The organism is Actinomadura sp. DC4 (assembly GCF_030406325.1).
Taxonomy (GTDB): domain Bacteria; phylum Actinomycetota; class Actinomycetes; order Streptosporangiales; family Streptosporangiaceae; genus Actinoallomurus.
In genome coordinates this window covers 19325-45466 of record NZ_JAUEQY010000003.1, presented here as the reverse complement: position 1 = coordinate 45466, position 26142 = coordinate 19325, and the positions used below count along the sequence as shown (strand labels likewise).

The following is a 26142-nucleotide window of genomic DNA, read 5'->3' as shown; positions in this document are numbered from 1 at the left end:
TAGTTCACTTAGTGCCGTCAGTCGGTGGCCGTGGTCCGTGCGCGGGACGTGCCGAGCCAGGGGAGGACGGCGCCGTCGCGGACCAGCCCGCCGTGGGTCTCCGGGGCGACCGGCGTCGCCAGGATGAAGTCGAGCAGGACGAACGCGGCCCGGGCCGGCGTACGGGCCTGGCTGAAGTCCTCGAACCACGGTCGCGAGGCGGGCGTGTCCACCAGGCCGGGGCAGACCGCCGCGACCAGGGTGCCCGCCGCCAGGTCGGCCTCCCGCCGGGACCGCGCGACCGCGCGTACGGCGGCGACCTGCGCGACCTTCGACGGTACGTTGATCCACCGCGGCCAGCCGAGGTCCTGTGCCGTGCCGTCGTGGATCGCCCCGCGCCACGACTCCACCAGCGCCTCGACCTCCTCCAGCGAAGGGTCGCCGAACAGCGGGTGCAGCCGTTCGTCGAGGTTCCCCAGGGTGCCCAGGGAGCTGGCGACCACGATCAGCCGCCCGCCCGGGCGGATCGCCGGGCCGAACGAGCGGAGCATCGCGTGCGTGCCGCCGTTCGCCACCGCGATGAACTCGTCGGCCTGCTCCTCCTGGGACCGGTCCGGCGTGATCCGGGCGCTCGCGTTGGAGATGACGACGTCGATCCCGCCGTACCGCCCGGTGACCTCGGCCGCCACGCGGGCGATCGCGCCGGCGTCGGAGACGTCGAGCCGCCGGCCCTCGACGTGGGCGCCCGCCGCTCCGGACAGGCGCGCGGCGGCCTCGGCGACCCGCGACTCGTTCCGGCCGGTCAGCAGGACGAGGTCCTCCGGGCTCCACCGGGCGGCGAGCTCCTCGACGAGGGCGTGGCCGATGCCCTGGTTGGCGCCGGTGACCAGGGCGATGCGCTGGGTTGTCATGCCCCCGAACCTAGGCAGCCCGGCCACCATGCGTCCAACGAGACTTGGGCATCCGTGATATGCGTAAAACTCATGGACTTCACCGATGTGTCGCTGGTCGGGCTCCGGGTCGTACGGGAGATCGCCGAGCGCGGGACGTTCACCGCGGCCGCCGACGCGCTCGGCTACACGCAGTCGGCGGTGTCCCGGCAGGTGGCGGCCGTGGAACGCGCGGCCGGCGCGCCGGTGTTCGAACGCCGCCGCGAGGGCGTGCACCCCACGCCCGCCGGGCGGGTGGTCCTCCGGCACGCGGCGGCCGTTCTCGGCGCGATCGACGCGGCCGACCGCGAGCTGCGCGGACTGCCCGGCGAGACGGCGACCGTACGGCTCGGCGTGTTCCCGATCGCGGGCACCGTCCTGCTGCCGCGCGCGCTCGTCGCCCTGCGCCGTACCGATCCCGGCATCACGGTGGTGACCCGCGACGGCGGCACGCCCGCGCTCGTACGAGGGCTGCGGGCGGGCAGCCTGGACCTCGCGGTGGTGGCCCTGCTCCCGCCGTTCCGGCCGCCGGACACGGAGACGCCCGCGCTGGTCATCGAGACGCTGGCGGAGCGGAACCTGTGCGTCGCGGTGCCGGCGGCGCATCCGCTGGCCGCGGGCGACTCCGTCGAGGTCGGCGACCTGGAGGGGCAGCGGTGGATCGCCGGCCGCGCCTCCGGCGACGAGACGCAGCTGGGCGTCTGGCCCGGGCTCGCGGGCCGCCACGACGTCGCGCACGTCTCGCGCGACTGGCTCACCAAGCTGCGGCTGGTGGCGGCGGGGTGCGGCCTGACCACGGTGTCGGCGTCCGTCGCCGAGGCCGTGCCGGCCGGCGTGCGGGTGCTCGCGGTGCGGGGCGGCCCGGAGGAGCGCCGCCGTACGGTCGTGGCCCATCTCCCGCGCCGGCTGCCGGAGGCCGCCCTGCGCGTGGTCGCCGCGCTGCGCACGGCGGCCGGCGAGACGTACTGACCGGGCCTGCCCGGGGGGTGGAGCCGCGCCGGCCGGAACAGGGGCGGGAACGACCGGCGCGACTCCCAGATGGACGCACACGTGCCGCGGATGCGGGGGGTTGGGGGAACCTCACGCGAGCGTCCTGGTCGGGAGACACGGCACGAAGCTGCGGAGGTCGCCTGGCCGTAGACCTTCACTCCGAAGTGCGAAGGCGTGGGAAAAAGGTAAGTCAGTCAGGCTAAGTATGTCAATGACCTGCAGAAACGTCCTTCAGTTCTCAGGCGGGTTCTCGTGCCGGATGACGAGCCGGTCGTCGTCGCCGCGTTCGACGGTGACGGTGGCGCCGTCGTGGATCTCGCCGGTGAGCAGGGCGCGGCCGAGGCGGGTCTCGACCTCGCGGGCGATGTAGCGGCGCAGCGGGCGCGCGCCGTAGACCGGGTCGAAGCCCTCCCGGGCGATGTGCCGCCGTGCTCCCGCGCCGACCCGCAGGTCCATGCGCCGTTCGGCGAGGCGGTCGCGCAGGTCGCCGAGCATGAGGTCGACGACCTGCTCGATCTCGGCCAGGGTCAGCGGCCGGAACAGCACGATGTCGTCGACGCGGTTGAGGAACTCCGGCCGGAAGTGCGTCTGCATGGCCCCCGTCACGGCCTCACGTGCGCCGGGCTCGATGTCGCCCTCGGGGGTGACGCCGTCGAGGAGCAGGTCCGAGCCGATGTTGGACGTCATGATCAGGACGGTGTTCCGGAAGTCGACCGTACGCCCCTGCGCGTCGGTCAGGCGCCCGTCGTCCAGGACCTGCAGGAGCGTGTTGAACACGTCGGTGTGGGCCTTCTCGATCTCGTCGAACAGCACGACCGAGTACGGCTTGCGGCGCACGGCCTCGGTGAGCTGGCCGCCCTCCTCGTAGCCGATGTAGCCGGGCGGGGCGCCGACGAGACGGCTGACGGTGTGGCGCTCCTGGTACTCGCTCATGTCCAGCCGGATCATGTTGTCCTCGGAGTCGAACAACGCCTCGGCGAGGGCCTTGGCGAGCTCGGTCTTGCCGACCCCGGTCGGCCCCAGGAAGATGAACGACCCGATCGGGCGGCGGGGGTCCTTGATGCCCGAACGGGCGCGGATGATCGCGTCCGTGACGAGCCGTACGGCCTCGTCCTGGCCGATCACCCGCTCGTGCAGCACCTCTTCGAGGCGCAGGAGCTTGTCGCGTTCGCCCTCGCGCAGGCGGTCCAGGGGAACGCCGGTCCAGCGGGAGACGATCGCGGCGATCTCCTCCTCGGTCACCACCTCGCGCAGCAGCCGCCCGTCCCCCTGTTTCCCGGCCAGGCGTTCCTCCTCGGCCCGCAGCCGGCGCTGGAGCTCGGGCAGGACGCCGTGGCGGAGCTCGGCGGCGTGGTTGAGGTCGTACTCCCGCTCGGCCCGCTCGGCCTCGTGGCGGATCCGCTCGATCTCCTGCCGCAGGTCCTGCAGCCGCCGCAGCGTGTGCCGCTCGGCCTCCCACTGGGCCCGCATCGCGTCGGCCTCGGCCCGCAGGCCGGTCAGCTCGTGCCGCAGCCCCTCCAGCCGTTCGCGCCCGGCCGGGTCCTGCTCCTTCTCCAGGGCGGCGACCTCGATCTCCAGGCGGGTGACGCGGCGGGTGAGCCCGTCGAGCTCGGCGGGCATGGAGTCGATCTCGGTACGGAGCTTCGCGCACGCCTCGTCGACCAGGTCGATCGCCTTGTCCGGCAGGAACCGGTCGGCGATGTAGCGGTGGGACAGCGTGACGGACGCGATGATCGCCGAGTCCAGGATCTTCACGCCGTGGAAGACCTCCAGCCGTTCACGCAGCCCGCGCAGGATGGAGATGGCGTCCTCGACGCTGGGCTCCTCGACCATGACCGGCTGGAACCGGCGCTCCAGCGCCGCGTCCTTCTCGATGTGCCGCCGGTACTCCTGCACCGTCGTCGCGCCGATCATGTGCAGCTCCCCGCGGGCGAGCATGGGCTTGAGCATGTTCCCCGCGTCCATCGACCCCTCGGTGGCACCGGCGCCGACCACGTTGTGCAGCTCGTCGACGAACAGCAACACCAGCCCGGCGGCGGCCTTGACCTCGGCCAGCACCGCCTGGATCCGCTCCTCGAACTCTCCCCGGTACTTCGCGCCCGCCACCAGGGCGCCCAGATCGAGGTTGATGACGGTCTTGTCCCGCAACCCCTCGGGGACGTCACCGCGTTCGATGCGCTGGGCCAGGCCCTCCACGATCGCGGTCTTCCCGACGCCGGGGTCGCCGACCAGCACCGGGTTGTTCTTGGTCTTGCGCGACAGGATCTGGATCACCCGCCGGATCTCCGAATCCCGGCCGATCACCGGGTCGAGCCTGCCCTCACGCGCCAGCTCGACCAGGTCCTGCCCGTACTTCTCCAGGGCCTCGTACGCGGCCTCGGGGGCGGACGAGGTGACCCGCTGGTTGCCGCGCAGCGCGTTCACCGCCTCGGCGAACTTCTCCCGCGGCACACCCGTGATCACACCCTCGTCCACGAGCGCCATCGCCAGGTGCTCGACCGACACGTAGTCATCGCCCCGTCGTCTCGCCTCCGCGAAGGCCTTCTCCAGCACGCGGCCGAGGCGGCGCGTGACGTGGACCCGGTCGGAGGCCGCGCCCGGCCCGGCGACGCGCGGCCGCCGGTCCAGCCGGGTCTCCATCTCGCCGCGGAGCAGGTCCGGCTGGACGTTCGCCGCGTCGAGCAGACGCGTCGCCAGCCCGTCCGGCTGGGCGAGCAGGGCCAGGACCAGGTGCTCGGCGTCGACGTCGCTGTGGCCCCGCTGGGCCGCGTCGGACCGCGCGGACTGGACGGCCTCCTGCGACTTCTCCGTCAGCCGGTTCATGTCCATGGTCGATCTCCCGTCCGGTGTCTCAGGGCCGATTCCAGTACGGCGATGCGGTCCAGCAGGTCACAGACGAGACCGAGCGAGGCGTAGTTCAGCGGGAACGCCGCGCGCAGCCGCCGGATGCGCCCCACCACGGCGATCTGGGCCGGCAGGAACCACAGTTCGCCGGAGACGTCCCGGTCGGCGTCGAGCAGCCCGAGCGCCACCAGGCGGCGGATGAACTCCGGGTCGGTCCCGCACGCGCGGGCGAACGAGTCCAGGTCCAGGCGCAGCGCCCTCATCAACGTCATGGTCACGGTCATCGCCCCCTCCGGGGATCGAAGTCCGACGCCGCCGCGAGCTGCTCGAACAGGCGGCGGTCGTCCTCGCCGAGCGTGGGCGGGACCACGATCTGGACCTCGGCGAACAGGTCGCCCGCCGGGCCGCGGGGGTTCGGCAGGCCACGTCCGCGCAGCCGCAGCCGCCGCCCCGTGGACGAGCCCGCCGGGACCCTGACCTTGGCCTCTCCGCCCGGGGTCTCCAGCGCCACCGTCGTGCCGAGCGCCGCCTCCCACGGAGCCAGCGGCAGCCGTACGTGGACGTCGCGGCCCTCGACCCGGTACCGCGGGTCCGGCCGGATCGCGACGACGAGGTACAGGTCGCCGGCCGCGCCGCCGCCCACCCCGCGCCCGCCCTGTCCGGCCAGCCGGATCCGCTGCCCGTCGGTGACGCCGGGCGGGATCGTCACCTCGACGGTCCGCGTGCCCTCCGGGCCCGAGACCGTGAGGCTCCGCCGGGTGCCGCGGTAGGCCTCCCCGACAGACAGGTCGATCGGGGCCTCCTGGTCGGCGCCCGGCATGGGACCCCAGCCGGCGCCGCCCCAGCCGCGCCCGGCCTGGGCGCCTCCGCCGAAGACGTCGCCGAAGACGTCCTCGAAGCCGGTGCCGGTGCCGGCCCGGGCTCGCGGGCGGCCCGCGTCGGCCCAGGCCCCGGCGTCGACGTCTTCGGGCACGCGGCGGAAGTCGGCGCCGAAGGCGTCATAGCGTTCGCGCTGGTCGGGATCGGACAGGACCGAGTAGGCCTCGGAGACGTCCTTGAAACGCTCCTCGGCGTCGGGGGACCTGTTCACGTCCGGGTGCAGCGTACGGGCGAGCTTGCGGTAGGCCCGCTGGACGTCGTTCCGGCTCGCCGTCCTCGGCACCCCGAGGATGGCGTAGAAGTCACGAGGTCCGGCCATCGCCGTGTCCCTTGGCCACCACCACCTGCGCGGGCCGGAGCTGCCCTCGCTCGCCTCCGTAGCCGGGCCGCAGGACGTGCACGACGGTGCCGTCGGCCGCCTCCGGGTCCGCGACCGTGGAGACGGCCTCGTGCAGCGCCGGGTCGAACGGGACGCCCTCGTCGTCGCGCCGCCGGTAGCCCAGGCGGGCGATCACCTCGCGCGCCTGGCCCAGCACCGACCGTACGCCCTCGATCACCGTCGCCGGATCGGCGTCGGCGTGCTCCAGGGCCCGTTCGAGGTCGTCCAGGACCGGCAGCCACGCGGCGGACGTACGGGCGCGCTCCTCGGCCCGCTCGCCGTCGAGCATCCGGGCCGTACGTTTGCGGTAGTTGTCCAGGTCGGCCAGTGCCCGGCGCCACTTGTCCTCCAACTCGGCGATCTTCGCCGCGGAGTCCTCGTCCGGTTCGCCGGACGGTCGCCGGGCGGCAGCCTCCTCGGCCGGATCGGGCGGCCAGTTGCGCGGTTCCCCGCTCTCGGCCCGGGCTCCGTCCCCGGACGGCCGTCCCTCACGCCATCCGCGGCCCTCGTCGCCCCGGTCACTCATCGGTGGTGAACTCCGCGTCGATCACGTCGTCGCCCGGCCCCGCCCCGGCGCCCGGCGCCGGCCCCGATGCCGGTCCCGACGCGGCGATGGCGCCCAGCCCGGCGTGGACCTGCTGGAGCTCGGCGGTCAGCGAGCGGATCCGGTCGATCGGGGCCTCCTCCTTGATCGCCTGGCGGGCGTCGCCGACGAGCATCTGCCCGCGGGCCCGCTCGTGTTCCGGGACCGCGTCACCGAGCTCGTTCAGGCGGCGTTCGACCTGGTAGGCGACCGAGTCCAGCTCGTTGCGGGCGTCGATGACCTCCCGTACGCGCGTGTCCTCGCCCCGGTGCGCCTCGGCGTCTCGTACCATCCGCTCGATCTCGGACGAGTCCAGGTTGGTGGACTCGCTGATGGCGATCCGCTGCTCGGCCCCGGTGTCGCGGTCGCGCGCCGACACGTTCAAGATCCCGTTCGCGTCCACGTCGAAGGTCACCTCGACCTGCGGCTCACCCCGCGGCGCGGGCCGGATGTTCTCCAGCCGGAACCGCCCCAGCACCCGGTTGTCCGCCGCCCGCTCCCGTTCGCCCTGCAGCACCACCACGTCCACCGCCGTCTGCCGGTCCTCCGCCGTGGAGAAGGTCTCGCTGCGGCGTGCCGGGATCGTGGTGTTGCGTTCGATGGTCTTGGTCATCACCCCGCCGAGCGTCTCCAGCCCGAGGGAGAGGGGGGTGACGTCGAGCAGGACGACGTCCTCGACCTCGCCCTTGAGCACCCCGGCCTGGATCGCCGCGCCGATCGCGACGACCTCGTCGGGGTTGACGGTCATGTTCGGGTCCTTGCCGCCGGTCAGGCGCCGGACCAGGTTCTGCACCGCGGGGACACGAGTGGACCCGCCGACGAGGATGACCTCGTCGATGTCGTCGGCGGTGATCTTCGCGTCCGCCATCGCCTGCCGGAGCGGGCCCTCGCACCGTTCCAGCAGATCGGCGATCAGCTGCTCGAACGTGGAGCGCATCAACGTCGTGTTCAGATGCTTGGGCCCGGAGGCGTCGGCGGTGATGAACGGCAGGTTGATCGTGGTCTGGGTCACCGAGGACAGCTCGACCTTGGCCTTCTCCGCCGCCTCGAACAGCCGTTGCAGTGCCTGGGCGTCGTTCCGCAGGTCGATCCCGTTCTCGCGCTGGAACTCCTCCGCCAGATGGTCGACGATCCGCCGGTCGAAGTCGTCGCCCCCCAGGTGCCCGTCGCCCGACGTCGCCCGTACCTCCACCACGCCGTCGCCGACGTCGAGGATGGACACGTCGAAGGTGCCGCCGCCCAGGTCGAACACCAGGACGGTCTCGTTGCCCTTCTTGTCCAGCCCGTACGCGAGCGCGGCGGCCGTGGGCTCGTTGATGATCCGCAGCACGTCCAGGCCGGCGATCCGGCCGGCGTCGCGGGTGGCGTGCCGCTGCGCGTCGTTGAAGTAGGCCGGCACCGTGATCACGGCCTCGGTGACGCGCTCGCCGAGGAACCGGCCCGCGTCGTCGGCGAGCTTGCGCAGCACGAGAGCGGAGATCTCCTCGGGCGCGTACTGCTTGCCGTTCACCTCGAAGCGCACCGCGCCGTCCGGACCCGGCACCACGGTGTAGGTCACCGCGGTCATCTCGCTCGACACCTCGTCGAACCGCCGGCCCACGAACCGCTTCGCCGAGTAGATCGTCCCCTTCGGGTTCAAGATGGCCTGCCGCCGGGCGAGCTGGCCCACCAGCCGCTCACCCTCCGGGGTGAAGGCCACCACCGACGGCGTCGTCCGCGCCCCCTCGGCGTTCGGCACCACCTGCGGATCACCGTCCACCACCGCCGCGATCACCGAATTCGTCGTACCGAGATCAATACCGACCGCCTTCGGCATACCGGCCACCTCCAGAGCAGGCCCGTACGGCTCGGCGGGCGCGCCGACGCCGCTACTCAATCGACGCTTCCCGCCCTCGGCGTCCGGCGCATCCTCAGATCTGGTAGTCCTGACGTCCCCGCCGGACCAATGCCGCCGGTGACGCCGTACGACAGCGGCGCGGTGTCCCCGGATGCAAGTCTCGTGAGGATGAACGCAAGAAACGGCTAATCACACGAATTTTGGCGGCAACTTCGCGAAAAAGTCGGCCAGGAATCTTGCCGGGCGGGCGGTGAGCGTCTTAATCTCGCCTCACCTCCCGAGAGAATCGAGCATTCGATGGCACGGAGCAGCCCAGCAGCCGTCAGACCGCCCTGGAGGACCGTGGCCGTGGTGACCACGGCCGCCCTCGGCCTCGGCTTCGGCGGCGTGGTCCGCGCCGCGGACGCCGCCGAGGCCCCCGCCGTCACGCGCGCCGCGCTCGCTCCGTCGCTCGTCGCGGGACGGGGCGCCGCCGTCGGCTTCGCCGAGCAGGAGGCGGAGAGCGCCTCGACGAACGGCACCGTCATCGGCCCGGACCGCACGGCGTACACGCTGCCCGCGGAGGCCTCGGGCCGCAGCGCGGTCAAGCTCACGCCCGGTCAGCACGTGGAGTTCACGCTGCCGAGCGCGGCCAACGCGATCACCGTGCGCTACAGCATCCCCGACGCCCCCGGCGGTGGCGGCATCACCGCGCCGCTCGACGTGACGGTGAACGGCAAGAACCGCAAGGCCATGACGCTCACGTCGCAGTACGCCTGGCTGTACAACCAGTATCCGTTCACCAACGACCCGAACGCCGACCTGCTCCACCCGGACTGGTGGATCACCGAGTGCGCCTGCGTGCCGAACGCGACGACCCCCGCTCCGACGATCACCAAGCCGTTCCGCCCGAACCACTTCTACGACGAGCAGCGCCTCCTGCTCGGCCACACCTACCGCGCGGGGGACAAGGTCCGGCTGACCGTACCCGCCGGGAGCCGGGCCGCCTGGACCGCCATCGACCTGCTCGACTCACAGCGCGTCGGCGCTCCGCGCGTCGACCTGCGCGCGGCGAACGTGTGGGCGTTCGGCGCCGACCCGTCCGGCCGGCGTGACTCCGCCGGCGCGTTCGACCGGGCGATCGCCTTCGCCAAGAGCAGGCGGCTCAAGGTCTACGTCCCGCCGGGCACCTACCAGGTGAACCGCCACATCATCGTGGACGACGTCACGATCGAGGGCGCCGGCGACTGGTACACGATCATCAAGGGCCACCAGGTCACGCTCGGAACCCCGGCGCCGGACGGCTCGGTGCACACCGGTGTCGGCTTCTACGGCAAGGACGCGTCGGCCGGCGGCAGCCACGACGTGCGCCTGTCCGGCTTCGCCATCGAGGGCGACGTACGCGAGCGGATCGACACCGATCAGGTCAACGGCGTCGGCGGCGCGATGAGCGACTCGACCATCGACGGGCTCTACGTCCACCACACCAAGGTCGGCATGTGGTTCGACGGGCCGATGGACCATCTGCGGATCACGAACAACGTCATCGCCGACCAGATCGCCGACGGCGTCAACTTCCACACCGGCGTCACCGACTCCGTCGTCTCGAACGACTTCGTCCGCAACTCCGGCGACGACGGCCTGGCGATGTGGTCGGAGAAGACCGAGGACGCGCGTGACACGTTCGACCACAACACGGTCCAGACGCCCGTCCTCGCGAACGGCATCGCCATCTACGGCGGCACCGACAACACGGTGTCGGGCAACCTGATCGCCGACCCGATCCGTGAGGGGAGCGCCCTGCAGGTCGGCTCGCGCTTCGGCGCGGAGGCCTTCACCGGCCGCCTGTCGATCGCGGACAACACCACGGTCCGCTCCGGCACGTACGAGCTGAACTGGAACATCGGCCTGGGCGCCATCTGGTTCTACGCGCTGGAGAAGAACATCGACGCCGACGTCCAGGTGACCGGCGACCACTTCCTCGACAACACCTACAACGCGATCATGCTGGTCAGCGACTTCCCGGTGAAGGACCTGTACTCCATCACGAACGTGCACTTCAAGAACGTGCGAGTCGACGGCACGGGCACCTCGGTGCTCAGCGCCCGCGTCAAGGGATCGGCCTCCTTCGAGAACGTCGACGCCCGCAACGTCGGCGCGGTCGGCGTCGACAACTGCGGGTCGTTCAACTTCCCGCCGACCGGCTCGGAGTTCACGGTGATGGACCTGGGCGGCAACGACGGCGGCGGCACGACGGGCCCCTGGCTCGCCCCGTGGGAACTGCCGAACACCATCACCTGCGACGACCGCCCGCCGGTCGTCGCGCCCCCGGCACCGTCCACCTGGTGACCGATCGGCCGGGGTGCGGCGCCCGCACCCCGGCCCTGCCCTCGGTTGACAGACCGGTCAACCATCCGGGATGTTCGGCGGGTGGGGCGTTCGGGTGATGCGCGGGAGCGGCTGTTGCGACCCGCCGCGCGGCTCTTGCTGGATGAGCACGGCCTCGACGCGGCCCACCGCGGCGAAGTGATCGACTTTCCGAAGGGCGGCACCTCATGAGCCAGAACGAAAGCGTCGCCAAGGGGCCGGTGGTCGCCGCGCTCACCGGCGAGTGGGCCAGCCTCGACCAGCTCCTCGACGGGCTCCCGGACGAGCAGTGGGTCCGCCCGACCTGCCTGCCCGGCTGGCGGGTCACCGACGTCGTCGCGCATCTCATCGGCACCGAGTCCATGCTCGCCGGCGACGCCGCGCCGGAGACCGGCGTCGACGTCAAGACGCTGCCGCACGTGCGCAACGACATCGGCGCCTTCAACGAGCAGTGGGTCCAGGCCCTGCGCGAGGAGCCGCCCGCGGAGGTGCTGCGGCGGTTCCGCGAGGTCATCGCGCGCCGCACCGAGCAGCTCGAAGAGCTTCCCCAGTCCGACTTCGACGCCCCGAGCTGGACGCCCGCGGGGCAGGCCACGTACGCGCGGTTCATGCGGATCCGGCTCTATGACTGCTGGATGCACGAACAGGACGTCCGCGTCGCCCTCGCCGTTCCCGGCAACGAGGTCGGGACCGCCGCCGAGGGCGCGCTCGGCGAGGTGACCCGCGCCCTGGGGTACATCGTCGGCAAGCTCGCCGGCGCGCCCGACGGCGTGGTCGTCCGCTTCGAGCTCACCGGGCCGCTGGAGCGCCGGCTGACCGTCGCCGTGGACGGCCGCGCGAAGGTGGTGGACGAGGCGCCGGAGCCGCCGACCGCGACGCTGCGCATGACGTCGTCGCTGTTCATGCGGCTGACCGGGGGCCGTAAGGGCGATCTGGCCGGCGTCGGGCTGGACGGTGACACCGCGCTGGCCCGGCAGGTCCTGGACAACCTGGCCTTCACGATGTGAGCCCGGCGGCGATGCCCGGAGACGGAGGGCATCGCCGCCGTCGCTTCAGCCGGCGTGCGGCGCGGGGCTGGTCAGCCAGGCGTACCGGCCCAGCCGGCCGCACAGCGTACGGTCCAGGCTCCAGGTCGATCCGGCCGCGGCGCAGTACAGCGCGAGCGCCGCGATGACGCCGAGCAGCAGGCCGGCCGCGATGAGCGTCTCGACGATCGCGGTGCCCACGGCGAAGGCGCCGGGGCCGGCCGTGCCGATGCCGTGCCACATCCGAAGCCACTGGTGGATGACGGGCGTGTGGATGTCGCTGCCGCCGCCGAGCTCCTTGTCGAGCTTCTGGCCGTGGATGAACCCCGGCAGCCACTTGAAGGCGGCGTCGATCGCCCAGATCACGCCGCCTCACCTAAGTTTAGGTTTCAACAGTGTCCTGTCGTCACTCACGTGACAGGGAGGCGATCGGCTCAGCCGGCCGCCGGTTCGATCCGGATCGGTACGCCGTTGAGATGGGCCATCCCGGCCAGCGTCTCCAGCTGATCCGGGTCGGAGGAGGTCAGCAGGTTGACGTTGGCGCCGCCGGCCCGGTTGGCGGTCCGCCAGCCGCCGCCGTGGTGCCCCCACCCGTGCGGGACGGCCACCGTGCCGCGCGTGACCTCGGCGGTGAGCTCGGCCGGCAGCTCGATGGCCCCGTACGGCGAGGTGATCCGGCACGGCCGGCCGTCCTCGACGCCGTGCTCGGCGGCGTCGGCGGGATGGACGCGGGCGGTGTGCGTACGGCCGCCGCGCATGAGGGTCGCGGAGTTGTGCATCCAGGAGTTCTGGGACCGCAGCTCGCGCAGGCCGATGAGGCGCAGCGGGTACGCCGGGTCGTCGGCACGCTCGCCCAGCCGCGCGGCCTCGGCGAGGATCTCCGGCGGATCGAGCCGTACGCGCCGGTCGCGGTGGCGTACGACCGTGCGCAGCACCCCGGTCCGTACGTGCTCGGCGAGGATCACGCCGTGAGGACGCCGCCGCAGCGCCCGCAGGCTCAGGCCGTGCCGGAGCCCGAACAGGTCCCCGCGCGGGCCCAGCCTCAGCGCGAGGTCGAGGAGCCGTTCCGGGGCGGGCAGCGGCAGGCGGCCGAGCCTTCTGCCCGGCACGAACGGCAGCCGCCCGGCCCTCCGGACGATCGCGTCGATGATCTGCCACTCCTGCCGCGCCTCGCCGTACGGGGCGACCACGGCCTCGGTGAACTGCACGAACGGTGTCGTGAACAGGCCCAGGCTCGCCACCGGGACGTCCTCGCGCTCGAGGAAGGTCGTCGCCGGCAGGACGTAGTCGGCGAGCCGGCTGGTGTCGTTGACGTACAGGTCGATCGCGACGAACAGGTCGAGCCGGGACAGCGCGGCGGTCAGCTCGCCGCCGTCCGGGACCGACATGACCGGGTTCCCGGCGGAGACGAACATCGCCCGCAGCCGGCCCCGGCCCGGGGTGGTGATCTCCTTGGCCATCAGCGCGGCCGGGAAGCTGCCGAGCACGTCCGGGAAGCCGCCGACGCGCGAGCGGCGTCTCCCGTACGAGGCGAGTCCGAAGCGGTCGGCGAGGCGTTCGAGCCCGAGCGGCGAGGAGCCGAACACCGCGCCGCCGGGCCGGTCGAGGTTGCCGGTCACGACGTTGAGCGCGTCGAGCAGGAAGTTCACCAGCGTGCCGTGGCGGCCCAGGCACGAGCCGGTCCTTCCGTACACCGCCGCGCTGCTCGCCGCGGCCAGGTCTCGTGCGAGGGTGCGTACGGTGTCGGCGGGCACGCCCGTTCGGTCTTCGGTCTTTTCGGGCGGGTGGGCCGCGGCCATCGCCCGCAGCGCCTCCACGCCGCGGGCCTGGCTCTGGAGAGTGGCGGCGTCCTCCCGTCCCTCCTCGAAGATCACGTGGAGGAGCGAGAGCAGCAGCCAGGCGTCGCCGTCGGGGCGTACGGGCAGGTGCTCGAACGCGCGGGCCGTCTCCGAGCGCCGCGGGTCGACCACCACGACGCGCCCGCCGCGCCGTACGATCGCGCGGAGCTGGTCCCTGATCCGCGGCGCGCTGACCGCGCTGCCGTGCGAGACCAGCGGGTTGGCCCCGACGACCAGCAGGAACTCGGTGCGGGCGAGGTCGGGGATGGGAACACGGGTGAGCGACCCGTACAGCAGGCGGCTCGCGACGAACCGGCTGTTGATGTCCTGAGAGCCCGCGGTGAACAGGTTGGGCGAGCCGATCGCGGTCATGAAACCCTGCAGCCACAGGGCGTGGGAGTAGGAGAAGGCGCCGGGGTTGCCGAAGTACCAGCCGACCGAGGGACCGCCGTGGTCGCGCAGGATCCGGCGGAGCCGCCGGCCGATGTCGTCGAGCGCCTCGTCCCAGCTCACGGGCTCGAAGTCCGTACCGTGGCGCCGTAGCGGGCGTAGCACCCGATCCGGGTCATTCTGGACGTCGGCCATCGCGATGCCCTTGGGACAGGCGAAACCGCGCGACAGCGGGTGCTCGCCGTCGGGTCGCAGCCGGGCGAGCCGGCCGTCCTCGACGGTGGCGACCAGGCCGCACAGCGGTTCGCAGATCCGGCAGTACGTCGCCCGCTCCTCGGTGGCCATGGTCCGCATTGTAAGTAGGCGCTCTTTCGGGGGTGGCGTTCACCGGGCGAGGGAAGAGAACCTACAGCCGCCCCGCGCTGTTCTGCCAGGTCACTGGCCACGTTCTATGGAGGGGTATTGGCGGGCTGGCTCACTCGGCGCGACCTCGGCAGGCTCGTGAGCCTGACCGGCGCCGCCACCACCGTCGCGACCAGGGCACGGGCGGCCGTCCGTACCTGGCAGACCACCGGGCACTCGCTGCCTGGGCTCGGCGGCTTCGACATCGCGGTGATGGCGTTCATGCAGGAACGAGGGATCCCGTGCGGGTCCCTGGCCGTCGCCCGCGAGGGCCGGCTGCTGCTGGCCCGCGGTTACACGTGGAGCGCGGGTACGGTGCCGGCCACCTCGCCGACGTCGCTCTTCCGTACCGCGAGCGTCACCAAGCCGATCACCGCCGCGGCCGTACTGCACCTCACTCAGAACGGGCGGATCTCCCTGTCCGACCGGGTGGCGCCGGTCCTGGGGCTCGACACCGGGGCCGACCCTCGGCTCGGGGACGTGACCGTCCTCCACCTGCTCCAGCACCTGGGCGGCTGGGACCGGTCGGTCTCCACCGACCCGATGTTCGACGACGCGGCGATCGCGACCGCGCTGGGCCGGCGGTTGCCGGTCGGGCACGGCGACATCATCCGTTTCATGGGGCGCCGCGGCCTCGACCACGCGCCCGGCACGGCGTTCGCGTACAGCAACTACGGCTATCTGCTCCTCGGCCTCCTCGTCCAGAAGGTCGCGGGTGTGCCGTACGAGCGCTACGTGCGGGAGAACGTCCTGGCACCGGCCGGTGTCGTGAGGATGCGGCTGGGCCGTACGCTGGTGCGCTCGCCGGGGGAGGTGCCCTATTTCTCCCAGTATCGGGGGGCGACGGTGATGGATCCGTCGGGCGCCCAGGCGCCCGCGCCGTACGGGACGTTCAACCAGGAGAACAACGCCTTCAACTGCGGCTGGCTCGCGTCGGCGGTGGACCTGGTGCGCTTCGTTAGGGTTTATGACGGCACGACGCCCGTGCTTTCGCGTGGGTCGGCGGCGCTGGCGTTCGCCCCACCGTCCTTGGGCCGAGGCCCCCGGGGTCGCTACTACGGGTGCGGCTGGCACGTACGCCCGGGAAGCGCCTTCCACCCGGGCAGCCTGCCGGGCACGCACACACTGCTCGTCCGCCGTACGGACGGGGTGGTGTGGGCGGTGATGTTCGACCAGCGCGACGACCCGTCCGGTGAGCGGTACCGCGACATCGACTCGGCCTTGCGGGAGACGGCGGACGACGTGGAGACGTGGCCTGCGGGCGACCTGGACGCCGTCCAGCACCGCCCCCTCGCGACCGGCTGACGTCTACGGTCGGGGTCGTGCTCGCCTATCTCGACCAGGCCTTCGTGAACTTCCGGGACTTCTTCGGGCCCTCGCCGGGCCATGGCTGTCGCTGGGTCGATCTCAAGCGGTTCCAGCTGTTGGCGGCCGGGAGCGATGAGCGGTTTCTGCGGGCCTTGGCCGGCCATGAGCAGTTCCGCGACGACTACGCCGGGGGAGGGGTCGACCCCTCTGGCGTCAGGCACGGCCCCTATTGGCTGGAGAGCCTCGGCCTCGACGCTTACGAGCCGGTGGATGAGACGGTCGCGATGGACGTTCTGCGCTCCTGGGCCGGGCAGTACCGTGACCTGCCGGAGCGGCTCAGTGAGGTCTTGGAGAGGGACGTCTACACGCCCGTACGGGCCGCCACGGGCCGGCCTGCGACGACGAGCGCATCCGCCGTTGCGAGCGCGGTGAGGTCCTGTGGCCGCACTCGCCGTACCGGTCGCCGCCCGGGTTCTCCTTCAGGACGCATGGCATGGGCGTTCGAGATGTCCGCCTGGTTCGCCCGGGCCACGCCCGGCTTCACCGTCGAAAGGAGGCAGGCGAGGCGCTGACCCGCGGCGCCGCGATCCCTGCCGGCGTTCCAGTACGGCCGCAAGAGCCTCACCGACCTCGTCAGCCGTGGCGAGGGCCTCGACCGGATTCTTCAAAAGCCGCCACCCAGGCGAGAAACGCCACACGCCGCGAGAGAACCGAGCGCTGACGGTCGGCGCACCGGCTCTGGGTGACGTTGGTGGAGACCGAGGCCGCCCTCCGAGCCTGAGATCGACCGGAGCTCAACGCCGCGTGCACAGGGCGTCGTCGACCAGTTCGCTCTCGGCCCGTTCCACGTGCATGACGTCGTCCGGGGATTCGGCGAGGACGCCCGTCAACGACACCGTCACGCCACGCCGGCCGTCAGCGGTGACGCCGACGGCGGTGATCCAGCCTGAGTCGCCGCCCTCATGACCCCAGTAGACGCCGCCGCACGACAGTGGCCGTGAGAAGAGTCCCAGCCCGTCACGGGCGCCCGGCATCAGCGGTTCCCATTCCGCGCCGACCGGCACCGTCCGTTTCATCTGGGCCAGCTGCGCCGCGGGCAGAAGCCGCCCCCCGAGCAGGGCGCGGAAGAAGCGGTTCAGATCGGCGGTGGTGGACACGAGCCCGGCCTCTCCGTTGTCGCCCACGCCGGTCTGCTCGGTGACGTCCACGAGTGGTTCGGAGGGCTGGAACCTCTGGTAGCTCTCGGCATGGGGCCAGGGCAGCGTGGCCGAACCCGGCAGGAAGGTGTGAGCGAGACCCAGCGGCCGCACGATCCGGGACCGTACCTCCTCATGCCAGGAGTGCCCGGTGACCCGCTGGATGATCATGCCGAGCAGGACGTAGCCGGTGTTGGAGTAGTTCCAGTGCGAGCCGGGAGGGAAGTCCGGGTGATGGCGCGTCGCGCGGGCGACGGTCTGCTCGGGGGTGGAGACGTCGTAGCGGTGCCGGTAGAAGTCCTCCGCCGAGGTGAAGTCCGGATAGTCGTCGTGGATGCCGCTGGTGTGCTGGAGCAACTGGCGGACGCTGATCGCTTGGCCGTCGTTGCCGTTTCCGGACACCACGCCGGGAAGCCATCGCGAGACCGTGTCGGACAGGGAGAGCCTGCCCTCGCCGGCGAGTTGCAGGATCACGGTGGCCACGAACGTCTTGGTGACGCTCGCGATCCGGAAATAGCCGTACGGGGACACCGGCCGCCGCGTCGTGAGGTCGGCGACGCCGCCGGTGGCGACCAGGCCGGGGCCGGTCGAGCGCGCCTGGACGCCTGTCACGCCGAGTGCGGTGAGCGCGGCGGCGTCGCGCCGGAGCCCGGTCCGGTCGGCGGCACCCGCGCTCGGCACGGTGGTGGACAGGACGGCGGCCAGGGCCAGACTCAATCGCCCAACTGAACGAATCCTCATGAGCCCCGACGCTAGGTCCGGCGCGAGAAGGCAGGCGATACGGCGCACCCGTGGAAGAACAGGGGAGTGGGCTGTAGTGCCCGGCCCGGCCGCCATGGCCCAGACTCATGCGGGTGAACCACCCTGCGCCGGCGACCTGGCGCGGTCTCGGCTATCTGCTGGGAAGCCTGGTCACCGCCGCGGTCGCCCTGTCCGCGCTACCCGTGCTCGTCGTCCCGACGATGGCCCGTACCTGGGCGTCCTGGCATCGGCACCGCGCCGGCCGGCTGCTGCGGCTCCCGCGTCCGGGGCCCGTCAGCGCCGGTACGTGGCGCGTCCTCGGGTGGCTGTGCGCGTGCGTCGTGACCAGTGTGGCGTTCGGAATCGTGGCGCTGCTGTGCGCCGGCAACGCGGTGGCCACGGTCATCACGGTGCCCCTGTGGTGGGCCTTTCCCGAGGACACCCGCCTGCGCTTCTTCTTCGACGGCGTACCTCTGTCCGGGTGGGGCACGGCGTTGACCTGGGGGCCGCTGAATTTCGCAATGTTCGCGGCCCTGACCGTTGCCACGGTTCCGCCACTGGCGCGTCTCCACGCCCGGATCTGCGTCGCGCTGCTCGAACCCTCGGCCGCCGAGCGGCTGGCGCAGCGGGTGGAGACCCTGACCGAGACGCGGGCCGGCGCCATGAACGCGCACGGCGCGGAGCTCCGCCGGATCGAACGCGACCTGCACGACGGCACCCAGGCCCGGCTGGTGGCCATCGCGATGCGGCTGGGCGCGGCCCGTGAGCTGCTGGACGAGGACCCGGCGACGGTGGGCACGCTCCTGCGGGAGGCGCACGAGAACACCGAGGAGGCCATGGCGGAGCTCCGCGCGGTGATCCGGACGATCTACCCGCCGATCCTCGCCGACCGCGGTCTCGCCGGCGCGCTGGTGGCACTGGGTGCCCGGTCGGCGATCGAGACCAGCCTCGACGTCGACGACCTCGGAACGGTCCCCGCAGCGGTCGAGGCCGTGGCCTACTTCACGATCGCCGAGGCGCTCACCAACGCCGCCAAGCACAGCCGGGCCACCGAGACCACCGTCCGGGTCGTACGCACCGGCGGCCGGCTGAGGATCGAGGTCACCGACGACGGGATCGGCGGCGCCGACGAGACGCTGGGCACCGGCATCGCCGGAGTCCGCCACCGCGTGCTGGCGCTCGACGGCACCCTCCGCGTTCACAGCCCCACGGGCGGGCCGACAACGGTCACGGTGAGCCTGCCATGCGGATCGTGATCGCCGAGGACAACGTCCTGCTGTCCAGCGGGCTCGAACTCCTGCTGACCGCCAAGGGGTTCCACGTCGCCGCGATCGCCCAGGACGCCCCCGGCTTCATCGCCGCCGTCGCCGAACACCGGCCCGACGTCACCATCGTCGACGTACGGCTGCCGCCGACCTTCCGCGACGAGGGCATCCACGCCGCGCTCCACGCCCGCCGCCGGCACCCCGGCCTGCCCGTGCTCGTGCTCTCCCAGTACGTCGAGCAGCAGTACGCCGGCGAACTGCTGCTCGACGACAGGCGCGGCGGTGTCGGCTACCTGCTCAAGGACCGGGTGAGCCGGGTGAGCGAGTTCGTCGACGCCCTGCGGCAGGTCGCCGCCGGCGGCACCGTCATGGACCCCGAGGTGATCACGCAGCTCCTCACCCGTCACGCCCGCGACCCGATCGCCGGCCTGACACCACGCGAACGCGAGGTCCTCGCCCTGATGGCCGAGGGTAAGGACAACCGGGCGATCGCGGCCCGGCTCGTCATCACCGAGAACGCCGTCCACAAACACATCGGCAACACCTTCGCCAAGCTCGGCCTCCCGCCGGCCGGCAGCGGCCATCGCCGCGTCCTCGCCGTCCTCGCCTACCTCAGCAGCCGGTGAGACACTGGCCGGAAGGCGGGCCGATGGGGCGCCTGCCCGGCACGGTCGTCGACCGCGGTACGACCGTCAGCGCGGCGGAGCGGTATCGCGACCTCGCCCGGAGATTCGCCGGGCCGCAGGACTGATCACGTCAGCGACGCCCGTACGGCCGGCCACTCCGCGCGCAGGACGCTGTAGTAGATCGCGTCGCGGCGGCGGCCGCCCGGCATCGGGTTGAAGCTGCGCAGCGTGCCCTCCTCGGTCGCGCCGATCTTCCGCAGCGCGCGGCGGGCCTGGGTGTTCAGCACGTCGGTCTTGAACTCCACGCGCTCGGCGCCCAGCACGTCGAAGGCGTGCTCCATCATCAGGTACTTCGCCCAGCGGTTCACGCCCTTGCCCTGGAACGCCAGGCCCAGCCAGGACGCGCCGATCTCCAGCCGCCCGTCGCGTTCGGCCATGTTCGCGAAGCTCATGCTGCCCGCGACGCGCCCGGTCCCCTTGTCGGTGATGACGTACGGGACACGGCGGCCCGCCGCGAACTCCTCCAGCGCCGCGTCGAAGAACGCGTCGAAGTCGGCGTCGGTCTCGATCATCGTCACGAAGTAGCGCCAGATCGCGGGATCCATGGCCACCGCGTGCATCGCCGTACGGTCCCGCGGGTCGATCGGTCGCAGCAGAGCGTGGTCGTTCTCCAGTGTGGTCGCCGCGAGCCGTGCCCAGGTCATCGCGGGCCTCCGTTCGGTGTCAGGTCCTCGGCTGAAACAGAGGACAAACTACCTGGTAAAGGCCCCGCGGCTCGCCCCCGGCCCGACAGGATCCGGGCTACCGGCCGCCGAGGAAATCGACGATCGCCGCGATGAACTCCGGTGCGGAGACCGCCGTCCTGTGATCGCCGGGAACCATGGCCAGGGCACCCTGCGGCAGCGCCGCGACCAGCGCATCGGCCGACGCGGCACGCTCGTCGTCAGAGCCCATCACCACGAGCGCCGGTACCCGGACCCGGCCGATCGCCTCCATCGGCGTGGCGACGATCGAACCCAGCACGTGGCGCAGCGCGTCCGGATCCGCGTCATTCGCCCGGAGCCACCGCTCGGTCTGTTCCTCCGGCGAGCCCGGCTCGAACGTCCCCTGCCCGGCCAGGACCCGGAGCATGAACGAGCCCGCCCCGCCCTCCGCGTCGCCGAGCACCTGACGCAGCCCCTGGCCGCCGACCACCGCCCGTCCCGGTATCGCCCCACGCACCAGCATCCGCACCACGATGCGCCCGCCGAGCGAGTATCCCCCGAGGTCGTACTCGTCCAGCCCGAGGTGGTCGAGGAGCGCGAGCCCGTCGTCGGCGAGTACGTCGAGGGGGTAGGCGGCGGCGTCACGCGGCTTCGCCCGGCCGAGCCCGCGGAAGTCCGGCATGATCACCCGGTGACCGTGCGTCGCGATCTGCTCGGCAAGGCCGTGCTGCAGCCACAATGTCGCCTCCACGCTGAGACCGGGCAGAAGGACCAGCGGCCGTCCTTCCCCCATCTCCCGATAGGAGAGGCGTACGCCGTCACGGCCGGGAAAGTCGGACTCGACGAGATTCAGCACGGGGAGGAGCGTACCTCCGGCGGCAGCCCACCCGGCGCGTAGGACGCCGTGGTGAACGGCGTCGCGGCGACCGGCCCTTCGGCCGGAACAGAGGACGAACTACCTGGTACGGGCCCCGCGGCTCCCCCCCGGCCCGGCTCCATGCGAACATACGTTCGTATGGGCGACGCCACGATCCTGCACGCCGACCTGGACGCGTTCTACGCCTCCGTCGAGCAGCGCGACGACCCGCGGCTGCGGTCGCGGCCGGTGATCGTCGGGTCCGGGGTCGTGCTCGCGGCCAGCTACGAGGCCAAGGCGTACGGCGTCCGTACCGCGATGAGCGGCGGGCAGGCGCGGCGCCTCTGCCCGGAGGCGATCGTCGTCGAGCCCCGCATGGCGGCCTACACCGAGGCGAGCGAGGCCGTCTTCGCGGTCTTCCGGGCCACGTCGCCGCTGGTCGAGGGCCTGTCGATCGACGAGGCGTTCCTCGACGTCGGCGGCCTGGCGAAGATCTCGGGTACGCCGGTGGACATCGCCGTACGCCTGCGGCGCGCGATCGCGGAGGAGATCGGGCTGCCGATCACGGTCGGGGTGGCGCGCACCAAGTTCCTCGCCAAGGTGGCGAGCGGCGTCGCCAAGCCGGACGGCCTTCTCGTCGTCGACCCGGACCGTGAGCTGGACTTCCTCCACCCGCTCCCGATCCGCCGCCTCTGGGGCGTCGGCCCGGTCACCGCGGAGAAGCTGAACCACCGGGGCATCACGACGGTCGGCGAGGTGGCGGAGCTGCCGGAGAACATCCTGGTCGCGATGCTCGGTCGCGGATCCGGCCGGCACCTGCACGCCCTGGCCCTGGGCCGCGACCCGCGGCCGGTGCGCACGGGCGTCCGCCGGAGGTCGATGGGCGCGCAGCGGGCCCTGGGCCGCCGCGACCGCTCGCCGGCCGAACTCGACGCCATCGTGGTCGGCCTGACCGACCGCCTCGGCCGGCGGCTGCGCAAGGCCGCGAGAGTCTGCCGTACGGTGACGCTGCGGCTGAGGTTCGACGACTTCTCCCGCGTCACGCGGTCGCACACCCTGCCCCAGGCGACGGCCGACACCCAGGCCGTCCTGACCGCGGCACGAGGCCTGCTGGCCGCCGCCCGGCCGATGATCGACGGCCGGGGCCTGACGCTCGTCGGCGTGACCCTCGCGAGCCTATACGACGACGGCGCGGTCCAGCTCTCTCTGCCCCTCGACCGGGCGGCGCCGAGCACGGTCGACGGCGCCGTGGACGAGGTACGCGACCGCTTCGGCTCGTCGGCCATCACCCCGGCGGTCCTCCTCGGCCGCGAAGAGGGCACCGCGGTCCCGCTCCTGCCCGACTAGCCCTGCTCCGGCGTCACGATCAGGTGGGCATCACCTTGCCGATCTTCCGGTTCCACGCCTTTGCGATCGGTGACGGAGCCCAAATGGTTAGATTACTGTTTTGTTATCAAATCCGGTCCTCTGCTGCCTTAGGGTGCGCGTCATAAGGCTGAGGGTTCACAACTGAGCCGGTGGTCCGGGGCGCCACCTGAACGGGGAGAACGCCGCATAATGAAGGCGTTCTGGTGAGGGGTGCCAATGAGTGTTGCCCACGTCTTATGGATCCTCAACGTCCCGCTTGTCTTGTTCGCCGTGGTCTTAGGGTCCGACACGATGTTCCTGAGGCGTCGGCGAGCGAGGGAGACCCGTCAGCACTTTCTGGAAGAGGCTGAGGGGTATCTCAGTGAGTTACCGGAGACCGGTCCGATGCTCGATGCGTGGGCTGCGGTCATCGGCCAGGCCATCGTGAGCGCGGACATGAATAATGCGCAGATCTGGGCGATCTGCGCATTGGAATGTGCCGACGACCGTGCGGTGGCCGACCTGCGCGAACTCGTCACCCGCGACGTCAATATCATGAACAAATTCGCGGCACTCGTCGACGAGGGCCTGGTACGTCCCATAGACGTAGCTCGGCAGTACCCAGGCCGGCACGCCGCTCTGCTGAATCACCTCGCCCTCGTCGCACCGTTCATCTGGTACGTGTCGATTCTGGGAGGGAGAGGCCGCTGGGGGTATCGCATGCTGAGGCTGAAAACCATCTTCGAGCAACTGCGAGTCGTCTCGTCGCGACGGCACCTGAGGGCACCCCTTGAAATCGAGGTCGGTGGCATCCATTTCCTGGCGCTGGAAAGCGTGACGGCAGCCGAGCGGGTCCTGGGCTGGGTTCGCTTACAGATGCGCTCACCCACCATCAACGTACGGTCCAAGCTCGCTCAGGCGCGGGAACGCGTCGCGATATCAGTCAAACTGATGGAGGCCGGCGTGGACACCGACCGTGGCGACGGTCCGGGGCGGGCGGTGGACTGGTGAGCTCGCTCCCGGCGATGTTCAACGAGGTCGATGCCGCGGCGGTGGCGACGGGTCTCATCAGTCTGGTGCTGGCGTTCTTGTCCCTGGATACTCCCCGCTGGGAGCGAAGCGTGGCGACGAGCGCCAAGGATCACACGGTCCGCTTAGACCTCACCGAACGCTTCTACAAGAACCGGCCGTTGGAGCTGTACCAGTTGGTACCCCATCTGGCGCTGAGGACGCCGATAGGGCGTCGGCGAGACAGGTTCCGGCTGCGAGCCGATAAAGCGGCCAAGTTACCCGAGCCATTGAGAGCCGAGGCGGTACTGGCCGCGAGGAAGTGGATCGAGACCGTCGGTGCCCTCGCCGAAGCGGCGTCGCGAAGTAGGGTCGATCTACGCCCCTTTCTGGGAACGTATCACCTCGGTGTCATCCGCGAAGGTGTGATCGCCGTCCCCATCGCCATGAGCCTGATGGCGCGGGACGAGCTGTCACCGGAAGAGATCGATCGTCTCAGCTGGGGCCTGGCACTGGTCGAGTTGGCCGCCGCGTACAACTCACGTGCGCGCCAGCAGCGGGAGGCGATCTACTTTGCCGCCAAGGGGCATGAGCCGCCAATAGGACCTGTGCTGCGTGCGCCTGGAAAATGGGAGCGCCGAGTTTATGATTTCCGTGAGCGCTTCGATCGTCCACTCCGAATTCCACGTTATGGCCGATGGCGATGGGAACGCTGGCTCAGTGGTATTGATATGGGAATGTTGAGCCCATGATTCCGTGAGTGGTGGAGGGGTGGGCGTTTATCGGAACAGCATGGCACGCCAACGTTGAGGGACGTACTCTACCGATATGAAGAAGCCTGAGAACGCGAACGATGTCGTTCCGCTGGTTCCCGCACCAGGCGGCGGGGTTGATACGGCCGAGGTCGAAGACGCCATACGCGCCTGGGTGACCCACCCGGCATTCATGCGGCTGGTGGCGGACTTCGGTGGTCCGGCCGTAGACCGTGATCTGCCGGAATATCTCGCCGCACTTGAGGAGTTCTCGGTCGCATGGGACTTCCGGGCCGGCCGCGAACGCAACCTCGCGCATTCCAAGGAAGTGCTGGAAGGCGATGAGGGAAAGATCTTTGACGCCGCTCGCACACTCGGATTACGTGATGCGTTCGAACGCCCGGCGAAGGCCCGTTACGACCACTGCCTGATCCTCGGTGGAATGGTCCGCGCCTGCGTCGTCCGCCCGCTGTGGGCGGCCGGGCTCCGCCACACCGGCGTTGAGTTCGGCGACGTCACCGCGCTGGGCGGCTTCCGCAGGCTCGGCGGAGACGAGCCGGCCCTGGCAGAGATCGCCGGCATGGGCGATGTCGTCGACGAACTTCACGCCATGGACGTCGGTCTGCGACGCGCTTTCGCCGTGGCCGGCGAGCCGAAGATGGAAGGCGAATACATCCCGGAAGACCCCAACCGCGGATGGGCCGTGCGTCGTTACCACGCGGACGGTCTGCCACTGACCGTGGTCGCGGCGCCGTCGACGCAGCCCGAGACCCGCCGGGCGAACACCGCCGACACGTACGCCTGGTGGGCCGAGAACGTCGCCGAGCTCGGCCCGGGCCACCGGGTGCTCCTCGTGACTTCGGCGATATACGTGCCGTTCCAGCATGCCGACGCCGTCCGCATGCTGGCCTCGGTCCACGGCTGTGCCGTCGAGACGGTGGGGGCGGCGCCGGAACTGACCGGCGGCCTGCCACAGCAGAACTTCGCCGCCACCAACTACCTGCAGGAGATGCGTTCGACCATCCGGGCGATGCGCATGCTCCAGCGACATCTCCGTCAGGACGGCGACACGGCGTAGCCGCGAGGGCCCGCCGGAGACGTGTCAGACGAGCTCTACGACGTGCGCGGGGCCGGGGCTCTGGACGCGGGTGTGACGCCGGCTCAGGCGGCGTACGTGCGGAGGACCTTCAGCGCGGCGTCGGCGTGCGGGCCGGTCGTCCGCAGGCCGGACTCCCCGGGGGAGAGACGTTGCGCGGCGACGCGGCAGAAGGCGCCCGCCGGGCCGGTGATGGCGGACTCCGCGTCGTCCGGGCCGTACCTCCACATGTCCCTGCCGTTCGGCGCCGTCAGCTCGCACCGCACCTCCTGCGCCTGGCCGCCGGTCAGGGCCAGGGCGTACGGCAGGGTCCGGTGCGCCAGCCAGGCGATGTGCCGCAGCCGGTCCGTGTCGGGCAGGTCGATGCCGAGCGGGACCGTGACATCCAGTCCGTGCGCCCAGTGTTCGGCCAGGCGGGTGGTGGCCAGAGTGGCCGGCTTCAGCGGCGCCTCGACCCACAGCAGCGACCGGCCCGGGTCGGCCCCGCGCAGCGCGGTGACCGCCGCCCGGCGTGCCTCCCGCCAGCGGCCGAACACCTCCGAAGGAGAGGTCCGCTCCTCCCGTACGAGGCGGGCCATCGCCGCGTCGACGGAGTCGTCCGGGCCGGGCCGCAGGTCGTGGCCGGCCCCGTTCACGCTGGTCACCACGCCCTCTTCGGACTGGGCCAGGTGCAGGACGACGTCGGCGACCGTCCAGCCGTCGGCGCCCGACGGGGACTCCCACTGCGCCGGGGAGAGAAGGCCCAGGATCTCTTCCAGGCGGTCCTGTTCGGCGACCAGATCGTCGAAGATCGTCATGTCTGGACTATGCCACGCACGCCCC

23 protein-coding genes are annotated in these 26142 nt (G+C 71.5%); 11 read left to right on the top strand and 12 right to left on the bottom strand.

The window, feature by feature from the left end:
- Positions 1-17 precede the first annotated feature (17 nt).
- Positions 18-890, bottom strand: coding sequence for an SDR family NAD(P)-dependent oxidoreductase (locus QWU11_RS05265; RefSeq protein ID WP_290103872.1), 873 nt, complete (start codon positions 888-890; stop codon positions 18-20).
- Between the two features lie 72 nt (positions 891-962).
- Between QWU11_RS05265 and QWU11_RS05260 the strand changes: the two genes are divergently transcribed.
- Positions 963-1877, top strand: coding sequence for a LysR family transcriptional regulator (locus tag QWU11_RS05260; protein ID WP_290103871.1), 915 nt, complete (start codon positions 963-965; stop codon positions 1875-1877).
- A gap of 252 nt (positions 1878-2129) precedes the next feature.
- Here the strand turns inward: QWU11_RS05260 and clpB are convergent, their stop codons facing one another.
- From clpB to dnaK, 5 genes are read right to left on the bottom strand one after another with little or no spacing between them, the layout of a single operon-like run.
- Positions 2130-4727 (bottom strand): ATP-dependent chaperone ClpB, encoded by a 2598-nt coding sequence (gene clpB / locus QWU11_RS05255; protein ID WP_290103870.1) that lies wholly within the window; start codon positions 4725-4727, stop codon positions 2130-2132.
- Complete coding sequence (locus QWU11_RS05250) at positions 4718-5026, bottom strand: chaperone modulator CbpM (RefSeq protein ID WP_290103869.1); 309 nt, start codon at positions 5024-5026, stop codon at positions 4718-4720. Before QWU11_RS05250 ends, clpB begins: the two co-directional genes overlap by 10 nt.
- Complete coding sequence (locus QWU11_RS05245) at positions 5023-5940, bottom strand: DnaJ C-terminal domain-containing protein (RefSeq protein WP_290103868.1); 918 nt, start codon at positions 5938-5940, stop codon at positions 5023-5025. The genes QWU11_RS05250 and QWU11_RS05245 overlap by 4 nt, the downstream gene beginning before the upstream one ends.
- The gene (locus tag QWU11_RS05240; RefSeq protein WP_290103867.1) at positions 5924-6526 is read right to left on the bottom strand and encodes a nucleotide exchange factor GrpE; all 603 of its coding nucleotides are present in this window, start codon (positions 6524-6526) and stop codon (positions 5924-5926) included. Before QWU11_RS05240 ends, QWU11_RS05245 begins: the two co-directional genes overlap by 17 nt.
- Positions 6519-8459, bottom strand: a complete 1941-nt coding sequence (gene dnaK / locus QWU11_RS05235; RefSeq protein ID WP_290103866.1) for a molecular chaperone DnaK — start codon at positions 8457-8459, stop codon at positions 6519-6521. Before dnaK ends, QWU11_RS05240 begins: the two co-directional genes overlap by 8 nt.
- A gap of 312 nt (positions 8460-8771) precedes the next feature.
- Between dnaK and QWU11_RS05230 the strand changes: the two genes are divergently transcribed.
- Both QWU11_RS05230 and QWU11_RS05225 read left to right on the top strand, forming a co-directional pair.
- A complete protein-coding gene (locus tag QWU11_RS05230; RefSeq protein ID WP_290103865.1) occupies positions 8772-10748 on the top strand; it encodes a glycosyl hydrolase family 28-related protein in 1977 nt (658 codons plus the stop codon).
- A 206-nt stretch (positions 10749-10954) separates the two neighbouring features.
- A complete protein-coding gene (locus QWU11_RS05225; protein WP_290103864.1) occupies positions 10955-11773 on the top strand; it encodes a maleylpyruvate isomerase family mycothiol-dependent enzyme in 819 nt (272 codons plus the stop codon).
- A 45-nt stretch (positions 11774-11818) separates the two neighbouring features.
- Here the strand turns inward: QWU11_RS05225 and QWU11_RS05220 are convergent, their stop codons facing one another.
- On the bottom strand, positions 11819-12157 hold the full coding sequence (locus tag QWU11_RS05220; RefSeq protein WP_290103863.1) for a hypothetical protein: 339 nt from the start codon (positions 12155-12157) through the stop codon (positions 11819-11821).
- Positions 12158-12225: 68 nt separating this feature from the next.
- The gene (locus QWU11_RS05215) at positions 12226-14364 is read right to left on the bottom strand and encodes a molybdopterin-dependent oxidoreductase (RefSeq protein ID WP_290103862.1); all 2139 of its coding nucleotides are present in this window, start codon (positions 14362-14364) and stop codon (positions 12226-12228) included.
- A 117-nt stretch (positions 14365-14481) separates the two neighbouring features.
- On the opposite strand from QWU11_RS05215, the gene QWU11_RS05210 reads away from it, so the two are divergent.
- A complete protein-coding gene (locus QWU11_RS05210; protein ID WP_290103861.1) occupies positions 14482-15726 on the top strand; it encodes a serine hydrolase domain-containing protein in 1245 nt (414 codons plus the stop codon).
- Between the two features lie 17 nt (positions 15727-15743).
- Complete coding sequence (locus QWU11_RS05205) at positions 15744-16301, top strand: hypothetical protein (protein ID WP_290103859.1); 558 nt, start codon at positions 15744-15746, stop codon at positions 16299-16301.
- 222 nt (positions 16302-16523) lie between these two features.
- Here QWU11_RS05205 and QWU11_RS05200 read toward each other — a convergent pair whose 3' ends face one another.
- A complete protein-coding gene (locus QWU11_RS05200; protein WP_290103858.1) occupies positions 16524-17642 on the bottom strand; it encodes a serine hydrolase domain-containing protein in 1119 nt (372 codons plus the stop codon).
- A gap of 137 nt (positions 17643-17779) precedes the next feature.
- On the opposite strand from QWU11_RS05200, the gene QWU11_RS05195 reads away from it, so the two are divergent.
- Both QWU11_RS05195 and QWU11_RS05190 read left to right on the top strand, forming a co-directional pair.
- Complete coding sequence (locus QWU11_RS05195) at positions 17780-18922, top strand: sensor histidine kinase (RefSeq protein WP_290103857.1); 1143 nt, start codon at positions 17780-17782, stop codon at positions 18920-18922.
- Complete coding sequence (locus QWU11_RS05190) at positions 18910-19557, top strand: response regulator transcription factor (RefSeq protein WP_290103856.1); 648 nt, start codon at positions 18910-18912, stop codon at positions 19555-19557. The genes QWU11_RS05195 and QWU11_RS05190 overlap by 13 nt, the downstream gene beginning before the upstream one ends.
- A 125-nt stretch (positions 19558-19682) precedes the next feature.
- Here the strand turns inward: QWU11_RS05190 and QWU11_RS05185 are convergent, their stop codons facing one another.
- The gene (locus QWU11_RS05185) at positions 19683-20261 is read right to left on the bottom strand and encodes a GNAT family protein (RefSeq protein WP_290103855.1); all 579 of its coding nucleotides are present in this window, start codon (positions 20259-20261) and stop codon (positions 19683-19685) included.
- A 97-nt stretch (positions 20262-20358) separates the two neighbouring features.
- A complete protein-coding gene (locus QWU11_RS05180; RefSeq protein ID WP_290103854.1) occupies positions 20359-21117 on the bottom strand; it encodes an alpha/beta fold hydrolase in 759 nt (252 codons plus the stop codon).
- A gap of 159 nt (positions 21118-21276) precedes the next feature.
- On the opposite strand from QWU11_RS05180, the gene dinB reads away from it, so the two are divergent.
- From dinB to QWU11_RS05160, 4 genes are all read left to right on the top strand, one after another.
- The gene (gene dinB, locus QWU11_RS05175) at positions 21277-22464 is read left to right on the top strand and encodes a DNA polymerase IV (protein ID WP_290103853.1); all 1188 of its coding nucleotides are present in this window, start codon (positions 21277-21279) and stop codon (positions 22462-22464) included.
- Positions 22465-22701: 237 nt separating this feature from the next.
- Positions 22702-23475, top strand: coding sequence for a hypothetical protein (locus QWU11_RS05170; protein WP_290103852.1), 774 nt, complete (start codon positions 22702-22704; stop codon positions 23473-23475).
- A gap of 14 nt (positions 23476-23489) precedes the next feature.
- A complete protein-coding gene (locus QWU11_RS05165) occupies positions 23490-24224 on the top strand; it encodes a hypothetical protein (protein WP_290103851.1) in 735 nt (244 codons plus the stop codon).
- 76 nt (positions 24225-24300) lie between these two features.
- The gene (locus QWU11_RS05160; protein WP_290103850.1) at positions 24301-25302 is read left to right on the top strand and encodes a hypothetical protein; all 1002 of its coding nucleotides are present in this window, start codon (positions 24301-24303) and stop codon (positions 25300-25302) included.
- Between the two features lie 83 nt (positions 25303-25385).
- On the opposite strand, the gene QWU11_RS05155 is transcribed toward QWU11_RS05160, so the two are convergent.
- On the bottom strand, positions 25386-26117 hold the full coding sequence (locus tag QWU11_RS05155) for a maleylpyruvate isomerase family mycothiol-dependent enzyme (RefSeq protein ID WP_290103849.1): 732 nt from the start codon (positions 26115-26117) through the stop codon (positions 25386-25388).
- Between the last annotated feature and the right edge of the window lie 25 nt (positions 26118-26142).